Genomic DNA, 21860 nt, shown 5'->3' with positions numbered 1-21860 from the left:
CTAAAAGCTGTAGTTATTCCTTCCGCAGGAAATACCTTACCCCAATACTTCCCCGAAGGTGTACGGAGCTATAGGCGACAAAGGGTGTTGCTTCGAGTACTAAAGACAGGTTGGTGTTTGCCTGCAATGGTTTGATGGAAAAGAAGGCGGGAATTCCGACCATCCCTTCGTTGAATTCATGGTAGCCGACCATCAGTCCAGCTGAAAAATTATACCATTCGGTCTGTGAGAAATTTCGCTGGCCTAAAACCTCGGCCCCAAAATAATTGTTCAGCCAGTCTCCGGCAAAGAGCCGTACTTCTCCGAAATACTTTTTTTCGGGATCGGTACCCACACCCAAGTGAGTGAAAACACTGCTCTTGTACACACCTACACTTACCTGAGCTTTGGCCGTAAGCCCTATTCCCATGGTTAAAAAACAGAAAAAGATAATGTGCTTGGTAGTCATCTTTAGTTGGTTAGTTTACTGCAAATGTAAGTAGGAAAAATTCAGTTATGGTTTTTTTTTTGTAAAAATATAAAAAATAAATGAATCAGGTTTTTTGCTACCTTGCTCTAGCATAGTATGGATGAAGCTGTTTCCAATTTATAGAAACTGGACCCACGTTGCCGAGGATCCCGTTGTAATATGGTTTGTTCCAAATAATAAGGCTGGGTTTTTGCCTTCCAAATTAGCCCTGGTCTACCCGGGGAGCCCAATAGGTACAGTATGCTTCCGTTTTGACGGGGCCTTTGAAGAGCTGACAGCCCCCGCATTTTCGGGTTTCGGTAGGAGGTAGGTAGAGCTGGCAGTTGTAGCAAATATTGTCTGAAATAGGGGTCTTTTCCACATAGCCCAGCTGATTTCGTTTGCTGATTTCCGAATCAGGCAATCCGTCAAGGTCTGAGCAGTCGGTTATATCTGCTAAGTCGTAGGCTTTGGAGGATCCTCCCGAGCATGCTGCAAGAAGCCCAGGGAGAACCGTCCATGCACCGCCTGTCTGAATCAACTTCTTGATGGCTTTTCTTCTATGCATGGTTTTGGAGTTTACAGGTTGTTGGTAATCAGTTTAAACAAAACGACAGGTTATTCGCTGTTTTCTGCTAATGCGTCCAGAAATGCTTTCAGTTCGGGCCTGGTTTCTTCGTGCTTTTTCAGCCCTTTGGAAAGGCCGTCTAGACCTGCTTTTTGCCAGGTATCGCCAGACTGGGCCAAATACTGTGCAAAGGTTTCCAACGCTTTTTTCTCTCCATTGGATCCCAGTATATGGGCAGTTTCCCTGATCACCTCTTCTTTCCATGACTCCTGCGAGTTTTTGAAGCCGGATTTGTCAAAAAGAGCGGTAATAAAAGCATTTTCGGTAACCCCGGCAGCACTGAGGATAGCCGTTCGATACCATCGGTTTTCTCCCCTTTTTGCCAAATGAAGGGCTAAATTCTCCAAGGTTTCTTTGTCCGTATAGTTCCCTAAACTCAACAGTGCTTGAAGAGAAACGGTCGCATTCTCATGGGAAGCGAGCGTTTGAATTACAGTATTCAATTCAGGGAAGCGTTCGGCCAGTTGCAGGCCATGTCGTTTTACTTCAGCATGGGGGTGGTTCAAAAGGGCTTTTACATGGGAGGAATTCAGCAGTCCCCACGCTTCCAACACGTAAGCTGCATGCAAACGCGCCTGAGGAGATTCATGTGAGTTTACAAATGCTTCCAAGCTGGTTTGGTTTTCCGGAGCTCCTTTTTCCAGGAGCAGTCGCTGGGCGTTGGTCCGATACCAGCCACTGGGGTGGGCTAGCAGTTCGATTAGCTGTGAGGTAGTGGCCTTGCTTAGGTCTACGGCAATTGGTCTTCGCTCAGTATCATTTTTGGGACGAATACGGTAAATCCGTCCGTGCTTTTCGCCATACATAAAGTCCATCTCTTCTTTCAGGTCATCCGGTATGGAAACAGGTGTTTCGATATGTTGCCGATAGAAGTCCAGCACATAAAGGTATCCGTCTGGGCCAATGGTAAAGCTGGTAGGCCTGAACCAAGGGTCGGTGGAGGCCAAAAATTCCCTTGCTTTTTCCTCGTCTGCCCGTTGGGCGGTAAAAACTGGATCCGTTTGGCTTTTTACAAGTATATCGCGGTGGATAAGGTTGCCTGCCACGTCGCCCGTAAAAATATTTCCTCTGAACGATTCTGGAAATGCGTCTCCATTGTAGACCGTTCCCCCTGAGGCACCCGTAAAGTATTTGTCGGCATGCTCTACACGATCCAAATTCTGTTCTTGGTATTGGATGTTTCGCCTTATGGTACGCTCAGCACGCCAGTAGGGAGGAGGGGTCAATTGGAACATTTCAAAATCGTGATCCGAGATATTTAGGTTTACGTTTAGTGAGGAAAGATGCCCATGGCGTTCCAAGTACCGTCTTGGGATGACAGCCTGCTGAATGTGCAGCGTATTCTGGGTAAAAAACTTATTGTTCCAGTCATCCAGTGTATGACCAAATTGAGCCGTTCCGCTTTCAAGTTCGAATTCATCTGTATCCAGTCGAAACCGAAAATCCGCACCCCGCATACTTAGTTGGCCCGCTTCTGGTTTGCGAAGATAGGATACCTCCCCGGGTTGGCCGTTGTTGGCGGCATAGATCCAGTTGTCCAAACCAAACCGAAGGTTTGTGATCTGTGCTTCCGAATTGTTTTCGAAAAAGCCTTCAAACAGGATTTCCTTTACGTCTGCCTGTTCATCCCCATTGGTGTCTTTGAGATAATAGATATGCGGAGCCGAGGTTACGATAAGCCCTCCCTTCCACGGAAGCATGGACGTAGCATCGGGAAGTCCTTCTGCGAAGATAACTGATTCATCTACTACCCCGTCTCCATTGGTGTCTTTAAGAAGACGGATACGCCCGCGCCCTTTTCCTTCCTCTGGCTTGTAGGGGTAGTCGGGCATTTCCACTACATAGGCTTGACCCTTTTCATCAAAAACCATCTCTACGGGATCCCAAACGTGAGGTTCGGCAGCAAATAGTTCGATCATGAAGTCTTCGTGTAGATCAAAGGTGGCCATGGAGGCCTCAGGACTCAACGCATCTGCGTATTTTGGTTCTTTGCAGGATGCAAGCAGGAAAGTGGCAAGGGCTGCTATTACAAGGATTTTAGTATTCATAGGTCAATAATTATTTTTTCAATGGTTAGAACTTGTCCGGATAAACCGGGAAGCCTCTAAGAAGAGGCCAATCGGACGAGGAGTTCCATCCCGGATCTTGATGGCATGGTCGCATGTTCGACGCCAATTGTGTGAAGCGTCATGCAAGCGGGATTTTTTCTATTTCATCCTTCACTGTATTTTTGTTTATAACTAATTCTAGGGAATTATGTCCTTGTTCTTGGGTTTAAAGTTGAGGTGATGATCCATAAACATGTAGGCCGCCACTCGGGTGTCTGCCGGAAAATCATGCCCTGCATCGGGAAAGTGAACCTCCAGATTTCCTGGGATGTCCAAAAACTCAAATAGAGGCTTCACTTCCTGAATTCCCTGTTTTACTCCCTCCACACTAAAATTCGCATCTCCCATAGGAGAGTTTGAAAAGAAAGCCCGGGGAACTAAAGTGGCGAGGATATCGGGAAAATCAAAGGGTAGTTTTCCCGTTGGTAGGTATTCACGGATTCTGGGCATATACCTGTCCTGCGCCCAAGGACCCAGCCGGCCGCCGTAGCGCTTCGATGCTTCCTCGCCGATGTCGTAATAATCGAATGGGGTCCATCCGCAGCTACTCACGATTACCTGTATCCGCTCGTCAAAAGCTCCGACGAAAATGGCGTTGTGTCCGCCCAACGAATGGCCGATAACACCGATCCGGGTTGCGTCGACCTCAGGAAGTTCCTGCAAGAGGTCTACGCCCCGCATGTGATTCCAGATAGCCAACATGGTAGCAGACTCAAATCCATCGGTAGAAAAATCGTGGTCGCTAAGATCCCCAAAGCTTGGATAATCGGGAGCAAGAACCACATACCCTCGGGTAGCCAGTTCTCGTGCTACAGCGCGGTTTTCCATGGGCGTTTGCCCGTCCACAATCTTTTTTCCGGGGTCTCCCGTGCTGTGCAATGCGAGGATAGCTGGTATTCCGAGAGGTTTCGTGTTTGTTGGGATGTATAAAAATGCAGGTACCCTGAATCCTGGATGTGCCTCGTAGGCGATGGTATATCGGATAAATCCCTCTGTCGCGAGCGTATCCAGGTAGTCTACAGAGGGAGGTGCCAAGGCTTCTCTTGATGGGAGAGGGCCCATGATTTTTTCCATGTTTTTCAATACCTCCTCACGTTTTTCCTGCCATTGGATCAGATTTGATACGTCGTGCGTTTCAGCTTTAAGTGACCTATTTGAGGCTGTACGAGGAATTAGGTTCGGTTGATGATCCAACAGACTACTTATAGCAGACCGTATGATGGGTTCCGCTTCTGCGGTGGTAGGGCTGGTTATTGCTTCGTAGCCACCCTCATCGTAGGATTTTGTGGTACCGATATAGAATGGGCCATAGTCTGCGTAGGCTGCCATATGTACCTTTAAATGGGGGTTATGTGCTTTTGCGGCCAATTGGTACTCTACAAACAGCTCCCCGGGTAGGTTCAGTACCCGTGTATTTCCAAGGTATAGACAGGATATTGGGTTAGAGAATCCAGCCTCCATGCGTTCTTTCCATGCCAGCTTTTGCACATAGTTGGTGCGCCAGCGCATATCCTTTGATTTCATTTCATCCGCGATCTGCGCCACCGATGCAGCGATGGGCAGGTCCACGTTCACCACTTGCCAGGAGACTTCTTCTGCGGAAATAGGTGTCTTAACCGTGTGGTCCCAAGCCTGTTTCATGCCTGCTGCCAGCCGTTGCGCCAAGATCAACCGGTTTTCTTTTGCACCATCATTGTATTTCCCAGCCGTCACGTTGGCACCGGCCCCATTGAAATGAACGTGTAGTGCATCAGGCACCTCAAGTTGGCGAAGGTACCTGGCCAAGCCGGGAAAGTCAGGGTTGGCGACCTTGGTCAGATAATAGCTTTGGGGATGCACGGCGTAGTAGCTCAGCACAGCCAAGGGTGTTTCTTCGTTCCAAAAGCTTAAAAGGGAAACCACCGGGTCAATAAGTCCCTCGGGATAGGCTCTGATCGAAGCATCTCTTGTAGCAGAGGTACGGGAATGCAGTGCCTTTCCATCCGGGCCGATTATCCGTCGGTTTGACGCCACGTCACGAACCAATGCTTCGCCATTTCCAATATGGGTTACGGGCAGCATATGGTAGAAGGCATTTCGTACCACCTGTCCCAGCTTGATGCCAAATTCACGTTGGAAGCTGCCTTCGTAGGAAAGCGGTTCAAGGCCGTCGGCAAGCAGCAGACGCTCCGCCGTGAAGTCGCTTATGGGTGCGTCATGTTGGTGCACGGTGTGTACGCTAACCCGGGAAGGAATGGTACCCGCTGCACTGGCAAGTACCGACTTGAAATAATCTTGGCTTTCATTGGCAATACCAATCCAGTCGATGGCACACAGCACGATGGGAAGACCGGCGCCCTGTAGGATGATTCCCCTGGCCCGTAGGCCAAGTTCGCCTGCTTTTTCCATTTGGTCATAGGCCAGATAGGATCCCACGGGAGGTGTGGCATCCATATCAAACGTTCCCAGTCGAAGCGGTGGCGCTTGAGCAAGGACAGTCACCGAGCAGGTGTAGTAAAACAAACACAGGAAAAGGATGAATTTTGGTTGAGTCATAGGCTAGGGGGCAAGTTGGTTGGCTACCCAGTTTACCAAATACTGTTGTTGTATCGAAGTAAACTGACCGAATGTGTTGGGAATCTCGTGATGGATGCGGTTTGGGCCATAGAGTCTGTGCACTTGATTCGCCAATCTCACTGCTTGGGAAATAGCCGTTAAATCAGCATGGCGATCCATTTCCGGAGTTATAAAAAGTAGGGGCCTGGGGGCGATACTGGCAATAATCTCCGGAAAATCAATAGGTATACGCTGCTCATTTCCCAAAAAATAGCCTAACTTGGGCATAAGTCCATATAGGTGGGAAAAGGCTCTTATCCCCTCATAGGATTGGCCGATATTGGCATTTCGCCAAGGTGTAAAGCCCGATGCGGTGGCAACTCCTGCTACCCGGTCATCCAAGGCAGCGGTGAGCAAACTAATAGTACCCCCTAGGCTATATCCACCGAGGAATATATGGGATGGATCGATCAGCGGGATTTGCTGAAGCGCATCAATGGCAGCTTGGGTGTCGGTGATCATTTTGCCCATCTTAGACCATTCAGGGTATCGATCGTAAAATTCGGTTCCCTCCTCAATCCGGCTTCCATATCCCAGCTGGTCAAAGACCAACACCGCGATGCCCTTCTCCAAAAAGGCGGTAATCAATGGATTCAAAAGGCGATCAAAACCCGTATTGATGTATTTATGTGACCAGACGATCACGGGAAAGCGTTCCTCGCCCATCATTCGTAGATCGCCATTTTCGTCTGCGGGAAGATACAGGGCTGCGTATTGGTAGTCCCCCATAGCTCGGTAAGGGGCCAGGTTCTTTCGGATACCGTTTTTAGGGTTTGGACGTTGGATTAGCTCATCCATATAGTCTACCCGGTCGCTCAAATCGGTGGTGGGCGCCGCGCTGACTCCAGGTGGTGTAGACCCTAAAAGCCACTGTAGGCGTTGCCTTACCTCGGGTTTACGACGCTCCCAGTCGCTCTTATCGGATAGGGAGCCCAACAGAGGCGGGTAGGATGGTGCGATCACAGGGAAGTCCATCGGGTCTACCTGCTTGGTTTGGTTGGCGGCCCACAAATCGAAGGAGAAGGGATAGTACAGGTTATTCTGCCAGGTTTTTTGGGACCTGCCAAACTGAATATCCAGCCAGTCTACGTATGATTCGAGATCCCGCGCTGCAACGCCGTGACCTCCATCTCTAAAGCGTAGCCCAATCCGGTCGGGGACACCCAAAAAGCAGTAGACGGTCTTTACGGAAAGGTAATTTTGTTCGATGGCCCATGGGTCTCCTCCCCCTGCTTCCCGGATGGAGGAGCTCAGCAACAGCGCATTGGGGGCTATCAGTGCCATAAGTGAGTTTTGATCTATGGGCAGTTTGTGCTCTCTTCCATTGTAGAATCGAAGCCTAGGATGAAACCATTGTGGACGGATGGAGTTCAAATAATCCAGAGATTCGTTTTCGTGTCTTTCGTCGGTGTATCGATAAGGGATTTCCCCTCCGGTGCCGGCACTGCTGCTGATGATGGCCGCAAACCGCGGATCAAAGGCTCCTGCCAAAAGGGAAAGTTTTCCATTCCTGGAATGTCCGGTGAGTGCGATTTTTGATCTGTCAACTTCCGGGAGCGTATAGAGGTAATCCACCACCCTCGAAGCACCCCAAGCCCTGGTCATCAACGCAGTCCAATCATAGTCAGGGTAGATCTCCTGATACAAAACTGTATCGTCCCATTCATCTGCCCCCGCATAGATTACCCCCATGTAGCCTCGCCTTACGGCTATCTGAACCCAACCACGGTGGTTCCACTGGCTCATGAATACAGGAAAGGGTCCCTCACCCGTGGGTGTAAACACTTCAATATTCAGTTTTGCGTCTTTATGGTTTCCAAATCGGAGTTCTATCCGTTGCACACGTATGGAGCTTTCCATCCGCTCTTCCAGCACGGTGGAAGTGATTCTGACCGGAGGATCAGGGAAGGTTCCTGAAAACAACGTTTTGACATTTTCTTTGATCCATTCCCGTTGACTATGCCACTGCGAAAGGTTGGTGATCGGGATGTTCTGCTCCCCCTCTTTCCAGACCAATGGGTTTGGCAACAGAGGGATAGAGGGCATTCGGTCAAAATTTGGAGGCAGCTCGCCGGTTCTGGCCTGCCAAGCCTCCCAAGTACTGTCCTTTGCACTTAGCCGGACGAAGGAGGCAAACACATCTCGTGGGCGTTGAGCAGGAGTAGGGTGTGGGCGGTTTTGTTGGATCAGTTGGTCCAGGTAGCTTCTGCGCTGCTGCAAGTCACCCTCCTGCCCCAAAGCGGGCAACGCCAGAAAAGCACCAAACATCCAAAGGAAGGATGCGCTCACGGCTCTAATGACAGAAAAGTGCATATGTTTAAAACAGCTTGAAGGGTTCCAATTGGGTTAAAGTTAATTCAAAAAATGCGTATCCCCGTCTCGTACGCCTATTTTTATGATGAAAGGAGAAATTTAGCGTGTAGGTACACGGTATCGAAGCAACTTTTGTGTATTTTGCCGTAACATCCAACCAAGCCGTCCTTTGAAAACACCACCTTCCTCGTTGATTTACCTCGTTTTTCTGTCCCTTATAGCCGCTTTGGGAGGCTTTCTCTTTGGCTACGATACAGCTGTCATTTCGGGGACCATCACCCAAGTTTCCAAACAGTTTGAGTTGGACGTGCTGCAACAGGGATGGTATGTCGGGTGTGCGTTGGTAGGTTCGATTCTCGGTGTAGCCGTGGCCGGGTGGCTTAGTGACCGGTTTGGTAGGAAAAAGGTCATGTTCCTTTCAGCTCTGCTCTTTACCTCCTCGGCTTTTGGATGTGCGGTTGCCGCAGGGTTTGGGCAGCTGGTGTTTTTCAGGATAATCGGAGGTGCAGGAATCGGCATGGTGTCCATCATTTCTCCCATGTACATTTCTGAAATGGCTATTTCTTCCTATCGGGGAAGTTTGGTGTCCCTTTACCAGCTGGCCATTACCGTGGGCTTTTTGGGAGCCTACCTGATCAATTTCCAACTGCAGCTCGTTGCTGGCGGGATTGGTGACCAATCTCCCGAATGGATCCTATGGATATTTCGGGATGAAGTATGGAGGGGAATGCTTGGGATGGAGTTTATCCCTGCCATGGCGTTTTTCGTGCTGATTTTCTTTATTCCGGAGAGCCCCCGTTGGTTGCTTGTCAATAAGCAGGAGGCTGCGGCGAGGGTGGTTTTTGCCAGGCTCTATCGGGATACGACCCAAATCCAGTGGAAGGTGGAAGAAGTGTATGCAACGATTGCCCGCTCCTCGGATAAGGGTTGGGAAACACTTTTGAGACCGGAATGGAGACGACCGATGCTCATCGGTGTGGCGATTGCCATCCTGGGGCAGTTTATGGGGGTGAATGCCGTACTGTATTACGGACCTACTATCTTTGAGCAGAGTGGCCTGACCTCGGGTGATGCACTTTTTTACCAGGTTTGGGTCGGTCTGGTAAACGTATTGACCACCGTAATCGCACTTGTCATCATCGATCGTGTCGGAAGGAAAAAGCTGGTGTATTTTGGGGTGACAGGCATGATTTTAACCCTATTGGCCATCGGGATCTACTTTTGGAATGGGGAGATGTTGGGTATTGGTGTAATCTGGCTGTTGGTACTCTTTCTTGCCTATATCTTTTTTACGGCTATTTCCATTTCCGCAGTAATTTTTGTTCTCTTATCAGAGATGTATCCCAATCGGGTTAGGGGTCTTGCCATGTCGATTGCCGGGCTATCCCTTTGGGTGGGCACTTATTTGATCGGTCAGCTTACCCCTTGGTTTTTGGAAAATCTAACTCCCTCGGGAACCTTCTTTTTGTTTGCCCTGATGTGTCTGCCGTATCTGTATATCATCTGGAAAATGATCCCGGAGACGGCCGGAAAGTCCCTCGAAGATATTGAACAATACTGGCTTCAAAGGAAACCGTAGATGAGGCGCAGCTTATTCTGGTTGGGTGTTTCAACGGTGCTGGGTTTTGGGCTGCCGGGCATTTTGTTGATTTTTTTCTTCCAAGAGACTACCATTTGGGAAGTTTTTACCGGCGGAAAATCCCTGTCGGTTCAGTTAGTTTGGGGTGGAGCAGTAGGAATTGCCTCTTCGATGATGGCTTTAATGGTTATATCTGCTCCTTTTTTCGCCCGAGAGCGGCATTTCTACCAGAACTTGGTCAGGGCATTTGACTGGACACCGCTTTCGATTTTACTGGTGTCTGCCTGTGCGGGGCTTGGTGAGGAGGTGTTTTTTCGGGCTGGCCTACAGCCATTGCTGGGGATTGGATGGACGTCCTTACTGTTTGTCGCCCTGCATGGCTACCTGAACCCTTGGAACTGGCGTATTTCCATCTATGGTTCTTTCATGGTGGGAGTAATCTATGGCTTTGGCTACCTCTTCGAGGAGGTCGGCTTATGGGCGGCGGTAATGGCTCACGCTGTATTTGATCTGGTAGTGATCTGCCGGCTTGTATATGGGCGAAGTTCTTTCGTCTAGCAAAAAAAACCGGTAGAGACAGTTCTCTACCGGGGAAAAGTTGCATTTGAACACCGCCTATGGCCCTAGGGTAGCGTGATTTCGTTTTTGAATTCGTTACTGCTCCGGCCGCCTGGTGTCACGATTGTGTAGCGTAGTGTCATCGAACCTTGTCCCTCACCAGGGATGGGAGCCAAGAAAGGCCCGGTGTATCGGGTGGCAGTTTGGTCGGCCTTGTGGCCATCTACTGTATAGAACACCTCTGAATTTGCCACAAAAGGTACAATCTGTACGAGATGCCTTCCGGATGCCAAATCACGGGATATACGCACCTCCGCCTCTGGAATCCTAAAAAACACCTTTTGTTGTTCCAGTTCAGCCAAACGTTTCGGTAGGCGGTGCTGCGTAAAGGCCGCATAGTTCTTCTCATCCTTGCTCTTCCAGGCTACTTCTGCCAATGCCAATGCTCTGGGGAAGAGGAAATATTCCATTTTGTTGTTGGTGGGTATATACTCTGTCCAAAGGTTGGCCTGCACTCCCAAGACGTGTTTCTGCTCATCGGCTGTGAGGGATTCGGGGATAGGGGTATAGCTATATACTTTTTCCAAAGGAAGGAAGCCTCCAATGGCCAATGGCTCGGTTGATTTATCGGCGGCCTGGTAATGGTCAAAGTACAGGTGGCTGTTTGGGGTCATGATGACGTCGTGACCCATTTTAGCGGCTTCGATGCCTCCTTTTTCCCCTCGCCAACTCATAACCGTGGCATTGGGTGCCAAGCCGCCTTCCAGTATTTCATCCCAGCCAATTAATTTTCTGCCATTTTTGTTGAGGAACTTCTCAATTCTTCGGATGAAAAAGCTCTGCAGTTCGTGTTCATCGGCCAGTTTTTCTTTTTTGATCACCTTTTGGGCAATGTCAGAGGTAATCCAATGGTCTTTGGGCACTTCGTCGCCTCCGATGTGTATGTACTCACTCGGGAAAATGTCCATTACTTCGGTAAGCACGTCTTCGAGGAAGCGGAAGGCCTTTTCGGTAGGCCCATAGATGTTATAATGAACCCCCCAGTACCCCGGTACATCTGTACTAAGGTCGTTGTCATAGGGTTCTCCTTTATCGTTTTTGGCAGCAATGGATCCGGGCAGCGCCTTGCCGTCTTTTACTTCGAAACTTCCCAGTTCAGGATAAGCAGCCAGAACAGCCGAGCTATGGCCTGGCAACTCGATTTCGGGTATCACGGTGATATGTCTCTCTGCGGCATAGCGCACTATCTCTCGTGCTTCATCTTGGGTGTAGTATCCTCCATGAGGCTTGCCATCGTAGATGAAGGGTTTGAAATCATAGTACTGGCCAATAATAGTGGAATCACGCCATGCACTTACCTGGGTAAGCTTTGGGTATTTTTTGATTTCCAGCCTCCAGCCCTGATCTTCCGTAAGATGCCAATGCATCCGGTTGAACTTGAAATAGGCCATCAGATCCAGGATCTTTTTGATTTGGTCTGTACTGAAGAAATGGCGGGAGACATCCAGCATCAGGCCCCGGTAGCCAAACGCTGGGGCATCCTTAATCAGGGCTGAAGGGACGACAACCTGTCCGTCCCGGTTTTCCATCAGTTGTAGCAGGGTCTGCAAACCATAAAAGATTCCGGCCTGTTTTCCGTCGATACGAATCTGATCCGTGGAAATGTCCAATAGATAGCTCTCATCACCGGAAGACTGATCATCTTCCTCAAGCAGTATGCTTTTACCAGGCACGGGCATTTGTCGTATGGGAAGGGTGAAGCCCTGTTGGGAAAATAGGAATTGATTAAACAGTTCGGCGGATTTTCGGGCACCGGCGGTCGTTGCCACGATAGGGGTGCCAGGGGCCAATTGAAAATGTCCTGACTGCAGGGTTACTTCTTTCGGGTAGGGAATGATGCTGAGTTGCTCGGCTGACTGGGCGAGTGAACTTCCCGTTAAGCCTACCATCATCATCAATCCGGCAAGTAGGGATTTCTTCATAAGGGTATCGATTGGTTTTATGACTAATGTAAGTTGGAAAGAAAATGCAGTCCAAGGATTGCAGGTTTTTTCAACCAAAGGTTTGGGCGAATAAACCCAACGGTATTATTTCAAATCCAGCCGCTCCAGCATGTTCAGGTCGGAGACTACCGTTTCTTCAAAAGCCAGTGTCCATCCCATCGAATTGGTTAGTATATAGATTTTGGATAATTCGCTCAACAAACGCTGTTTGGCGTCTGACTTTAAGTTCGACTGGGCTACCTTTTCCTCCATCATCTTGTGTACCGAATCCTTGATCTTGTTGTAGTCTGCGGCTCCAAATTTATTAAAATAATCTTGGGTGACATCATAGTAGGAGAGATCCGGATAGATGTTGATTTCAGGGGGGGGAATGTTTGTTATTCGGACCGTCTTTGTTTCCTCGTCTATAAGAGTCTGTAATTGACGCAAATCGTAGCCCACTGTCACTTTGGCATTGATGATGACGAGGGCTTTTTTATTGGAAGAAAAAATGTCAAAATAATTTTTTCGGGTATTGCTATAGCTCATCACCTGCGAAAAATTACCCTCCGTGACGATCAGCTTTCCTACTTGGCTGATTTGTTGTTGGATAAGGGCCGAATTAAATTGGATTTCCTGTTTTTCCTCTTTCTTGGATACAAAGTACCAGGCAGTCATCACTAGTAAAAGGGTTACGATGACTCCTGCTAGAAAACGGTACATAGGCTGTTGGGAAATATCCCTCCGACAGGAGGTCGGAGGGATGGGGGATTTAGTAAACTTTATACATCTTGTTGGCCGAGTTGATATAGTCCAACGGGCTGAACGTCTTGTCAAATGAGTTTTTCATGTTAAGCAGCTTGGCCTCAAGGTCGATTATTTTTGTGCCAAGGTACTGGCTCTTTTTGTATTTGGCGGTCAGATCGTTGTACTTTCCAATATTTTCGCTGATGCGGAAGGTGATCGTACCAAATCGCACCTTGAGCGATTGGATTTCACTCATCTCGTAGAAAAAGGTGTTTTTCCAGTTTTTTGGGTTTTGGTTTTTCTCCTCTGCCACTTTCTTAGAAATGATATCAGTGAGTTCGTTCAAATACTGGTACCGTTTGTTGGCATCGTTTTCATTGGTGTATCTGCGGTCAAATTCAGTACGCTTGATGCCAAGAATTTCCAGGTTTTTTTCCAGATTGGACTCGTACAACTTCTTGAGTTCTTCCAACTCCACGTTGATGGCGTCCCATTCCGTTTCCACGAGGTCTTTGTCACTGGTAAATTGGCCGATCTCGGTGACCAACTCAAACATTTTTTGGCTTCTATCCCGCAGGTCTTGCGTTTTTTTATTGGATCCGAGTTGGTCTACATAAGTGGACATACCCATAAACAGGGTCTGACTAAAGGTTCCAAAAATAGGTGTGCCTGCAGATAGGTTTCCGGTCAGGTTCATCAGGTTAGAGACCACCCCGAGCGTGGAACTGCTTTCCTTGTTTTCGTTCACATAGGATTGGAAGCCTTTAAACCAATCGTTAAAACCGGGGTATTGGGTTGGGTTTCCAATGTTGTTAAGTGTGTTAAAAAACTCCCGGGTTGAATTGAACAACAAAAGAGGTTTCAATTCCCGCTCCATCGACACCAAATTGATGATGGCGGATTGGTAGTTGCCCTTGTAAATATTAAGTTCGGACTCCTTTTCGGCTTGTTGAAAGTCCTCGATGAGCTTCACCCTCTCAATAAGTTTGTCCACAAGCTGCCTTTCATTGGTAGTGATCTCCAGCGACTGATCCAACATTTGGATCCGCCGGTCCAGATCAGAGAGCTTGGTGCCCAAGTCGTTGTTTAGCGAGTCAGTTTTGAGTTCGATGCTTTTGAGCAAACTTTGCTTGAGGGAATTCTCCAGAGAAACTGCCAAAGAGTCCACTTGTTGCGCCCGTGCACCGAAGGCAAAGACACTAAGGACCAGAAGAATGGATATGATTCGGTGTAAATGCATGGGATTTTTTTCTTTTTATAACGCTTAGCCAAATGTATGCCATTTTTGGGCATAGTTCAAAGCCTAAGTTTCTTAAACGGTAGCACCCGTAAAACCGTTAAACAAAAAAAACAAATCCTTCCGTTTTGTTTCGATGGATTGTTTGATAACTTAGTGTGCTTTGCATACAAAATCACCAGATTTCTAAACTCAAAAATAACGAAAAGACATGCAAAATTTCCCATGGTTTGCCTATTATCCGAAAGAGGTTCCACACCAAGTCGATGTCACCGCTTACAGCAGTGTGGTGGATTTATTTGAAGAGAGTATCAAGTCCTTTGGCGATGCCATTGCCTACGAATGTATGGGCAAGACCATGTCATTCAATGAACTTGACAAGCTTTCCCGAAATTTCGCAGCCTTTCTCCAGCACGATCTAGGCTTGAAAAAGGGAGATAGGATTGCGATTCAGATGCCTAACCTGCTTCAATATCCGGTTGTGATGTTTGGTGCCTTGCGGGCGGGACTGGTAGTGGTAAATACCAACCCATTGTATACTCCGAAGGAAATGAAGCACCAGTTTGTAGACGCCGGTGTGTCGGCCGTTGTCATTCTAGCCAATTTTGCGGCGAACCTTCAAAAAATACGTGCCGATATTCCAGCCAAACATATAGTGGTTACGGAGATTGGTGATTTGCTGGGAGGATTGAAAGGAACCATCGTCAATCTGGTGGTTAAACACATCAAAAAGATGGTACCCGCGTATTCCCTTCCCGGAGCTATTTCGATAAAAAAGGCCCTCTCTTCGGGAGCATCCAAATCGTATAAGAGGGAAGAAATGCAGCAGGCAGATCTGGCCTACCTCCAGTACACCGGAGGTACCACCGGTGTTTCCAAAGGTGCCGAACTTACCCATGGGAATATCGTCGCCAATATGCAGCAGATATCTGCTTGGATGAAGCCTAAACTTAAAGAAAGGGAGGAAACGGTTATTACTGCTTTACCGCTCTATCATATATTTGCTCTGACGGTCAATTGCTTGGCCATGTTGAAGATTGGTGCGCATAATGTGCTGATTACCAATCCTCGGGATATGCCGGCATTCTGCAAGGAGTTGGGAAAACATAAGTTTAGTGTCTTCACCGGTGTAAATACGCTTTTCAACGGGCTCTTGAACCAAGAGGCTTTCCGCAACTTGGATTTCAGCTCGCTAAAGGTAGCGGTAGGCGGAGGCATGGCGGTGCAACGTGCTGTAGCAGAACGATGGCAAAAAGTCACCGGCGTCCCATTGGCGGAGGGATATGGCCTCACAGAAACCTCTCCTGTGGCTACTTGTAATCCCATCGATGGATCCGAACGCATAGGTACTATCGGTATGCCGCTGCCAAACACGGAAGTAAAAATCGTTGATGACGAAGGTAATGAGTTGCCGGTTGGAGAGAAGGGAGAACTCTGTATCAAAGGCCCCCAAGTAATGCGCGGCTATTGGCAAAGGCCCGAGGAAAGTGAAAAGGTTTTCCTTGGTGAATGGCTTAAAACCGGGGATATCGCTACGATTGACGACAATGGTTTTTTGCGTATCGTAGACCGCAAGAAGGAGATGATATTGGTTTCTGGGTTTAACGTTTACCCCAATGAGGTAGAGGACGCCATAGCTGCCCACGAAAAGGTGAACGAAGTGGGTGTCATCGGAGTGCCCGATGAGAAGTCTACTGAGAAAGTGGTTGCCTACGTGGTTGCCAATGATAGAGGACTAAGTGCCGATGAGGTGATCGCCTTTGCCCGTGAAAATCTGACCAGCTACAAGGTGCCTAAGGAGGTTTATTTTGTTGACGAGCTGCCGAAGTCCAACGTAGGAAAGATCCTGCGCAGAATTATCAAGGAAAATCACGAAAAGAAATCCCTTGGTTAATATAGTCCTATCGTAGAAGCTACGATCAAAGACGCTCGGAGAAAAGCCCATGGAACGTCTCCGTTTGGTAGATTGATAGAACCTCGGTCTGGAAGAAGCACCTAATCCAGGCCGGGGTTTTTGCTTGGTTGCCCTCGGTCAAGTCCGGTGTTTTTTGGTGATTTACCGGTGGTATATTATGTGTCGCCGGATAGCTGTGCCAGGTGATTTTGGATTTGTGCGAGATGGCGTTGCTCGTGGGCGAGAATGATATGCACTGCGGTGTCGAGGGGATACACGATCCATCGGTTGATCGGCGAGCTTATCATAAGGTTTTGTTCAAAATGGAGATCTAGCCGCTGAATGTAAGCTGAAAGCTCATGTTGGAGTGCGTAGAATTCCCGCACAATACTTCCATCAAGCAGGCGTTTTTGAGGTTCCCACGGTTCAAAGGTCTTAACTTTATCAGGCTTGCGCAATGATTTGAGGATTAACTCGCCCGTTTTTTTACCGATTGGAGGAATATAGGCAAGCAATGGCTTTGGGTAGGTTCCGGCTAGGATTGCGTCAAATATGGGGAAGTAGCTGCGATTTACCCGGATAAGGTGGTCTACGATTTCGGCCACGCTCCAAGCCCCCGCCGAGGGCTTCCGGTTAAATTTGGTCGATGGCAAATCCTCCAATAGTTGTTCAAAACCCCATGTGAGTTCGGTGATCCGCATCTGCCATTGGTCCGCTATTTCTTTCATAAACGATTGGGTACGATTTTCTTTTTTGGCTCCACCATTGGTCTCCTCCCGAGAAGGTGCTATTTTTAGGTGGTGGGAAGTTACAAATTATACTGTAATTATTCCCGATTCACACGGATTAGCTTCAATATGTATGCCATTGTAGATATAGAAACCACAGGAGGGTTTTCTGCTGCCAACCGGATTATCGAGATAGCTGTGGTCGTACACGATGGTTATGGAATTATCTCCGAATACCAAACACTGATCAATCCCCATCGCATGCTTCCCGGTTTTATCACTGGGCTTACCGGAATCACGGCGGAGATGCTTGAGGGTGCACCCTCATTTTCAGAAATTGCCAAGGATCTTTTTGATCTCCTTAAGGATAAGGTATTTGTTGCCCACAACGTGAATTTCGACCACAGTTTTGTAAAGAGTGCGTTTGCGAGGGAGGGCTTGGCTTTTAATGTTCCGCAGTTGTGTACCGTACGGTTGAGCCGAAAGCTGTTTCCCGGCTTTCGGTCGTATTCGCTGGGATCCTTGTGCGATCAGCGAGGGATTCGCATAGAAAACAGACACCGGGCAATGGGAGACGCCTACGCGACCGCTCTTTTGTTCGAACAATTATTGAGGGAAGATAAAGAAGGCACCATCCCGCGTACGTTAAAGGCTCGATCAAAAGCTGCCACCCTACCGCCTCATATAAGTCCCGAAAAATTTGCAGGCCTTCCAGAGGCTACCGGCGTCTATTATTTTCATGATCAACAGGGACGGATCATTTATGTGGGCAAAGCGGTAAACATCAAGAGTCGTTTTAAGGGACATTTTTCGGGAAATGCGAAGCTGGATTTAAAAGCGGAAGTCCACGATGTCAGTTATGAACTCACAGGTAGTGAGTTTCTTGCACTGTTGGTCGAGACGCTTGAGATAAAGAAATACTGGCCTAAATACAATCGGGCGATTAAAGCTCCCAGTAGCCGTTGGGGGATATTTACCTATTTAGATCAGTTGGGCTATATCCGGTTTGGTGTCGGAAAAGTGGGGGGAATCCAAGATGCGGTGTGTAGCTTTAATACCCATGCGGATGCATGGCATTACTTGATCAGGGAGCTTAAAATCGATCGTCTCTGCCCGAAGCTTTGCGGTATCCATAAAGTCCCTGGAGCCTGTTATGAATATCACGCGGGAGACTGCCTGGGAGCCTGTCAGCAAAAAGAGGGTTCCCATTCCTATAATGAGCGCGCAAACGCCATGCTGGACCGTTTACGGCTGGATGAAAAAACCATACTGATAAGAGAAAGGGGTAGGGGAGATGACGAAGAAGCGGCCTTGTTGTTCGAAAAGGGATTGTTGGCAGCCTTTGGTTTTATATCCAAAGAGGAGGCGATTTCCCATCCGGAGGAAATGCTTGAGCGATTGAAGCCCGTAAAGCCTGTTCCGGAAACCTCGTATTTGTTGCGCTCCTACCTGGAGCGGGGAGGAAACAAAAATATTTATTACCTTCGAACCTGAATCCCGAGGCAGGAATCTTTTTAAGCAACCTACCTTTAACCCGCCAAACCGCATGACCATGAAAATCAATGACCATAATGCACTTACTCCATACACGGCTGCAATCAATCGCTACGATGAAATGCTATACCGCCGTTGTGGGAGAAGCGGGATCGATCTTCCCCTTATTTCACTGGGATTATGGCACAACTTTGGGCATCCCGATGATTTTAAAAACCAACGAAAGCTCCTGCGCAAGGCATTTGACCTAGGAATCACTCATTTTGACCTGGCCAATAACTATGGGCCGCCATTTGGTGCCGCTGAGGAAAATTTTGGAAGAATTCTAAAGAAAGATTTCCATTCCTACCGCGATGAACTGATCGTTTCATCGAAGGCGGGCTGGGATATGTGGCCTGGCCCTTACGGGAATTTCGGGTCTAGAAAATACCTTATAGCCAGCCTGGACCAGAGTCTCAAACGCATGGGGCTGGAATATGTGGATGTGTTTTACCATCACCGGCCAGATCCCAAAACGCCTATGGAGGAAACCATGGGTGCTCTCGATCATTTGGTTCGGCAGGGCAAGGCCCTTTATGTCGGTATATCCCAATATTCTGCCGATGAAACGCGGAAAGCCGCCAGGCTTTTAAAAGAATTGGGCACTCCCTGCTTTATTCATCAGCCAAGGTACAGTATGTTGGATCGCTGGGTAGAAGATGGGCTGTTGGATGTACTTGAGGAAGAAGGCATCGGTGCTATTCCGTTTTCTCCCCTTGAGCAAGGCGTACTGACCAACAAATACCTCCACGGACTGCCGGAAGATTCAAGGGCCATTCGAGATGGGCGCTATCTGAACGCTGATTCGATAACGCCCGCATTGTTGGCGAAGGTTCGCGCATTGAATGAGATAGCAGCAAGGCGTGGGCAAACGTTGGCCCAACTGGCCATTGCCTGGCTGCTGAAGGATCCCAGGGTCACCACGGTACTTGTGGGGGCAAGCCGGGTGGAGCAATTGGAAGACAATGTAGCCAGTATCCGGAATCTGTCCTTTTCCGAAGAGGAGTTGAAGCAGATTGAAGCAGTGCTTCGTTCTTGATACAAATATTTATTTCAACCATGAAGAAAGTTTTTTTTTACGAGACAGGTATGCCCAATGACGTGTTGCGCGTGGAGGAGGTAGCAGTCCCTGTTCCCAAGGAAGGGGAGGTGTTGATACGAGTCACTGCCCGTAACATCAATCCGGCCGATATCATGTTTATTCGCGGAATGTACGGGATTCAACCGGTACTCCCGTCTCCCGCCGGATTTGAGGCTGCGGGAGTGATCGAGGATGCCCGAGACTGCGCAAAGTTCAAGTCGGGCGACCGTGTACTTTTCAGTATGGTGGGAGCTTGGGCCGAATTGGTATGTCTTCCTGCTCATTTTTTGATTCCTGTTCCCCCAGGTATGTCCGATGAAGTTGCCTGCCAGGCATTTATTAACCCCCTGACCGCTTATGGAATGCTGGACAGGGCAGGATTAAAAGCGGGAGACTGGCTGCTCTTGACTGCCGGCGCATCAGCTTTTTCTAAGTTGGTGATACAATTGGCCAAGCTTAGAGGGGTTCGGGTCATCTGCACCGTTCGGAGGGAGGAGCAGGTTGCCCCTCTGCTTCGCTTGGGAGCGGCGGCCGTCGTAAATACAGAGCGGGAAAAGCTACAGCTTCGCGTGCAGGAAATAACCGATAAATCGGGGGTATCGGTAGTCTTTGATGCGGTTGGAGGGACCCTGGGCGCCCGGGCACTGACATGCCTGCGTCCAAAAGGGAGAATGCTTGTCTATGGCTTATTGAGTCTGGAAAGTATTCCGTTGAACAGCGGGCTGTTGATTTTCCGTGATTTAAAAGTGGAGGGTTTTTGGCTCACTTCCTACTTGGAGGAGTTGGACAGAGGTGCCAGGGAGACTGCTTTTGGCGAGGTTTTGAGCCTTTTGCAACGTGGCGATGTAGCGGTAGATGTAGAGCAAACGTTCCCACTTGAGCAGGTTCATTTGGCATTGGAGGCCTTTGAAAAACCTGGACGCAGCGGGAAAATTTTGTTGGTTTAAATCCTGATTATCAACCGATCGAATCTGCCTGTTTCTTCAATGCCAATACAGCCAAGAGGATGCCGCAAACCAGAGAAAGCCAGGCCACATATTCCTGTTCACCCCATTGGCGGTAGGCAATGGCCAAAAATCCCCAAGTACCCACTAAGCTCGGTTCCTTTCGGTTGTGTTGGTAGAGCAAAAAAAGGTAGACCGCAATCGCTGCAAAGTAAACAGGTAGTACCCATTGTGTAGGTGAGCTTGAAGGCAAAAAAATGCCGGCCGCTCGGATCCAAATGCTTATGTTAAGGGTAGTGGCAAGGACTATCCATCCCAAATAGGTGCCGATGGGAAGGTGAACAAAAATGCGGTTTCTCCATGAGCTGCTTGCGGTATAACTTTCCTGTTCTATCAACATCGCTGTCAAGGACACCAAAAGGCCAATAATGGCAACTACCGACCAACCAATGGCGAAATTTACCCAAAGGAATATCCAGGCTACGTTGAATAGATTGGAGAGCATAAACCATATACCGGTAGGTTGGAGGGAAATGTTTTCCTTGCCATTGAAGTAGGTAATCCACTGATAGACCAAAAAGCCGACAAGAAGCAGATAGATCAGTCCCCAAATAGCAAAGGCATATCCTGCCGGAGTGATAAGCGTCGGAAACAAGGCACTTACTTCGCCGACCGTACGTAGCCTGGCAGCCCCGCTTCCATAATAGTAGTTGACCACCAATACGGCTATAAAGGTGAGTGTGTTTGCCAGCAACAAAGGTAGACCTCGCATGTAGATTCGTTTTGATAAAAATACGATTTGTATGGCGTTTTTCCCAAGGAATCGAACCGTACCACACGTAATACATCGATTGGCGTCCAAATCTGCGTCTAAATCGAAATCGTTTAAACGCCTCACTATCCAATGGGTAAACCAGAAACAGAAATCGGGTTGAAGCATTGAAAATTTTCCAAAATAGTTGCGAAATAACGGCTTATAATTATGAAATAATTATAAATATATCTTTTTTATTAAAAATAATGTAAAATAATAATTTATTCCTTGCGAAATTTGCAAAATACGTTTCGTCGTTCTACCTTTGAAACATCAAACAGAGGATAAAAGAATCTCAGACGTTTGTTGACATACTGTAGGATGATGAAACTGGCAGACATGCCCTCCGGTCTCGGGGGTGGGGAGCTAAGGACAAAGCAAACATGGAGCTCGTGTTTTGCCTAACTGCCCCGTGGAGGTTCGACTCCTTCTCCTACAGCAGGTTATTTTGGGTTTATTGTTAATTGACTAAAGCTATGGGACACTGTTTCATAGCTTTTTTTATTGGCAGCACCTTGATTAGGTTTCCGAGTTGTCTCTTAAATACATTGGGCTTGATAGAGTGACCGTTAATCTAAGCCAAGTTAGGATTCATAAAGGCCTGATGGGTGCTTTTAGTTTGTAGAAAGAGAAATGTAAAAAAAAGCCCCAAACAAGGGGCTTGTGCCAAT

At 48.1% G+C, this 21860-nt stretch carries 16 protein-coding genes; 6 read left to right on the top strand and 10 right to left on the bottom strand.

What is annotated here, in order from left to right; all coding sequences use genetic code 11:
• Positions 1-13: 13 nt before the first annotated feature.
• The 5 genes from ADIS_RS06775 to ADIS_RS06755 all read right to left on the bottom strand — a co-directional run bounded on the left by ADIS_RS06775 (position 14) and on the right by ADIS_RS06755 (position 8092).
• On the bottom strand, positions 14-448 hold the full coding sequence (locus ADIS_RS06775; protein ID WP_010853641.1) for a hypothetical protein: 435 nt from the start codon (positions 446-448) through the stop codon (positions 14-16).
• A 223-nt stretch (positions 449-671) separates the two neighbouring features.
• The gene (locus tag ADIS_RS06770; RefSeq protein WP_010853640.1) at positions 672-1016 is read right to left on the bottom strand and encodes a high-potential iron-sulfur protein; all 345 of its coding nucleotides are present in this window, start codon (positions 1014-1016) and stop codon (positions 672-674) included.
• A gap of 50 nt (positions 1017-1066) precedes the next feature.
• A complete protein-coding gene (locus ADIS_RS06765) occupies positions 1067-3124 on the bottom strand; it encodes a PVC-type heme-binding CxxCH protein (protein WP_010853639.1) in 2058 nt (685 codons plus the stop codon).
• A 198-nt stretch (positions 3125-3322) separates the two neighbouring features.
• Positions 3323-5719, bottom strand: a complete 2397-nt coding sequence (locus tag ADIS_RS22240) for an alpha/beta hydrolase family protein (protein ID WP_155907220.1) — start codon at positions 5717-5719, stop codon at positions 3323-3325.
• Positions 5720-5722: 3 nt separating this feature from the next.
• A complete protein-coding gene (locus ADIS_RS06755) occupies positions 5723-8092 on the bottom strand; it encodes an alpha/beta fold hydrolase (RefSeq protein WP_155907218.1) in 2370 nt (789 codons plus the stop codon).
• Positions 8093-8261: 169 nt separating this feature from the next.
• Here ADIS_RS06755 and ADIS_RS06750 point away from each other — a divergent pair, with 169 nt between their 5' ends.
• Together ADIS_RS06750 and ADIS_RS06745 are read left to right on the top strand one after the other, a co-directional pair.
• On the top strand, positions 8262-9671 hold the full coding sequence (locus ADIS_RS06750) for a sugar porter family MFS transporter (RefSeq protein ID WP_010853636.1): 1410 nt from the start codon (positions 8262-8264) through the stop codon (positions 9669-9671).
• Positions 9672-10229, top strand: coding sequence for a CPBP family intramembrane glutamic endopeptidase (locus ADIS_RS06745; RefSeq protein ID WP_010853635.1), 558 nt, complete (start codon positions 9672-9674; stop codon positions 10227-10229).
• A gap of 65 nt (positions 10230-10294) precedes the next feature.
• On the opposite strand, the gene ADIS_RS06740 is transcribed toward ADIS_RS06745, so the two are convergent.
• The 3 genes from ADIS_RS06740 to ADIS_RS06730 form a co-directional block, all read right to left on the bottom strand.
• On the bottom strand, positions 10295-12211 hold the full coding sequence (locus ADIS_RS06740; protein WP_010853634.1) for a beta-N-acetylhexosaminidase: 1917 nt from the start codon (positions 12209-12211) through the stop codon (positions 10295-10297).
• Between the two features lie 105 nt (positions 12212-12316).
• Positions 12317-12934 carry a DUF4230 domain-containing protein gene (locus ADIS_RS06735; RefSeq protein ID WP_010853633.1) on the bottom strand — a complete coding sequence of 206 codons (618 nt, stop codon included), beginning with the start codon at positions 12932-12934 and terminating at the stop codon, positions 12317-12319.
• A 49-nt stretch (positions 12935-12983) separates the two neighbouring features.
• Positions 12984-14198: a hypothetical protein gene (locus ADIS_RS06730; RefSeq protein WP_010853632.1), complete on the bottom strand. Its 1215-nt coding sequence runs from the start codon at positions 14196-14198 to the stop codon at positions 12984-12986.
• Between the two features lie 208 nt (positions 14199-14406).
• On the opposite strand from ADIS_RS06730, the gene ADIS_RS06725 reads away from it, so the two are divergent.
• A complete protein-coding gene (locus tag ADIS_RS06725; RefSeq protein WP_010853631.1) occupies positions 14407-16089 on the top strand; it encodes a long-chain-fatty-acid--CoA ligase in 1683 nt (560 codons plus the stop codon).
• A gap of 176 nt (positions 16090-16265) precedes the next feature.
• On the opposite strand, the gene ADIS_RS06720 is transcribed toward ADIS_RS06725, so the two are convergent.
• Complete coding sequence (locus ADIS_RS06720) at positions 16266-16817, bottom strand: DinB family protein (protein ID WP_010853630.1); 552 nt, start codon at positions 16815-16817, stop codon at positions 16266-16268.
• A 129-nt stretch (positions 16818-16946) separates the two neighbouring features.
• On the opposite strand from ADIS_RS06720, the gene ADIS_RS06715 reads away from it, so the two are divergent.
• Genes ADIS_RS06715 through ADIS_RS06705 form a run of 3 tightly spaced genes read left to right on the top strand, consistent with a single transcriptional unit; the run spans position 16947 to position 20378 of the window.
• Complete coding sequence (locus ADIS_RS06715; protein WP_010853629.1) at positions 16947-18311, top strand: exonuclease domain-containing protein; 1365 nt, start codon at positions 16947-16949, stop codon at positions 18309-18311.
• Between the two features lie 58 nt (positions 18312-18369).
• On the top strand, positions 18370-19389 hold the full coding sequence (mgrA, locus tag ADIS_RS06710) for an L-glyceraldehyde 3-phosphate reductase (protein ID WP_010853628.1): 1020 nt from the start codon (positions 18370-18372) through the stop codon (positions 19387-19389).
• A 20-nt stretch (positions 19390-19409) separates the two neighbouring features.
• Positions 19410-20378: a zinc-dependent alcohol dehydrogenase family protein gene (locus ADIS_RS06705; protein ID WP_010853627.1), complete on the top strand. Its 969-nt coding sequence runs from the start codon at positions 19410-19412 to the stop codon at positions 20376-20378.
• Positions 20379-20388: 10 nt separating this feature from the next.
• On the opposite strand, the gene ADIS_RS06700 is transcribed toward ADIS_RS06705, so the two are convergent.
• Entirely contained in the window at positions 20389-21147 is a 759-nt protein-coding gene (locus ADIS_RS06700; RefSeq protein WP_010853626.1) for a tryptophan-rich sensory protein, read from the bottom strand.
• Positions 21148-21860 lie beyond the last annotated feature (713 nt).

Origin of the sequence: Lunatimonas lonarensis (assembly GCF_000390185.1) — a bacterium.
In the GTDB taxonomy this organism is placed as follows: Bacteria; Bacteroidota; Bacteroidia; order Cytophagales; family Cyclobacteriaceae; genus Lunatimonas; species Lunatimonas lonarensis.
This window is presented reverse-complemented; position numbering and strand designations above follow the sequence as displayed.

What these genes read in the sequence shown, in the direction of transcription:
- ADIS_RS06775 (WP_010853641.1), bottom strand. Translation starts at nt 448, where the DNA reads ATGACTACCAAGCACATTATCTTTTTCTGTTTTTTAACCATGGGAATA.
- ADIS_RS06770 (WP_010853640.1), bottom strand. Translation starts at nt 1,016, where the DNA reads ATGCATAGAAGAAAAGCCATCAAGAAGTTGATTCAGACAGGCGGTGCA.
- ADIS_RS06765 (WP_010853639.1), bottom strand. Translation starts at nt 3,124, where the DNA reads ATGAATACTAAAATCCTTGTAATAGCAGCCCTTGCCACTTTCCTGCTT.
- ADIS_RS22240 (WP_155907220.1), bottom strand. Translation starts at nt 5,719, where the DNA reads ATGACTCAACCAAAATTCATCCTTTTCCTGTGTTTGTTTTACTACACC.
- ADIS_RS06755 (WP_155907218.1), bottom strand. Translation starts at nt 8,092, where the DNA reads ATGCACTTTTCTGTCATTAGAGCCGTGAGCGCATCCTTCCTTTGGATG.
- ADIS_RS06745 (WP_010853635.1), top strand. Translation starts at nt 9,672, where the DNA reads ATGAGGCGCAGCTTATTCTGGTTGGGTGTTTCAACGGTGCTGGGTTTT.
- ADIS_RS06740 (WP_010853634.1), bottom strand. Translation starts at nt 12,211, where the DNA reads ATGAAGAAATCCCTACTTGCCGGATTGATGATGATGGTAGGCTTAACG.
- ADIS_RS06735 (WP_010853633.1), bottom strand. Translation starts at nt 12,934, where the DNA reads ATGTACCGTTTTCTAGCAGGAGTCATCGTAACCCTTTTACTAGTGATG.
- ADIS_RS06730 (WP_010853632.1), bottom strand. Translation starts at nt 14,198, where the DNA reads ATGCATTTACACCGAATCATATCCATTCTTCTGGTCCTTAGTGTCTTT.
- ADIS_RS06725 (WP_010853631.1), top strand. Translation starts at nt 14,407, where the DNA reads ATGCAAAATTTCCCATGGTTTGCCTATTATCCGAAAGAGGTTCCACAC.
- ADIS_RS06720 (WP_010853630.1), bottom strand. Translation starts at nt 16,817, where the DNA reads ATGAAAGAAATAGCGGACCAATGGCAGATGCGGATCACCGAACTCACA.
- ADIS_RS06715 (WP_010853629.1), top strand. Translation starts at nt 16,947, where the DNA reads ATGTATGCCATTGTAGATATAGAAACCACAGGAGGGTTTTCTGCTGCC.
- mgrA (WP_010853628.1), top strand. Translation starts at nt 18,370, where the DNA reads ATGAAAATCAATGACCATAATGCACTTACTCCATACACGGCTGCAATC.
- ADIS_RS06705 (WP_010853627.1), top strand. Translation starts at nt 19,410, where the DNA reads ATGAAGAAAGTTTTTTTTTACGAGACAGGTATGCCCAATGACGTGTTG.
- ADIS_RS06700 (WP_010853626.1), bottom strand. Translation starts at nt 21,147, where the DNA reads ATGCGAGGTCTACCTTTGTTGCTGGCAAACACACTCACCTTTATAGCC.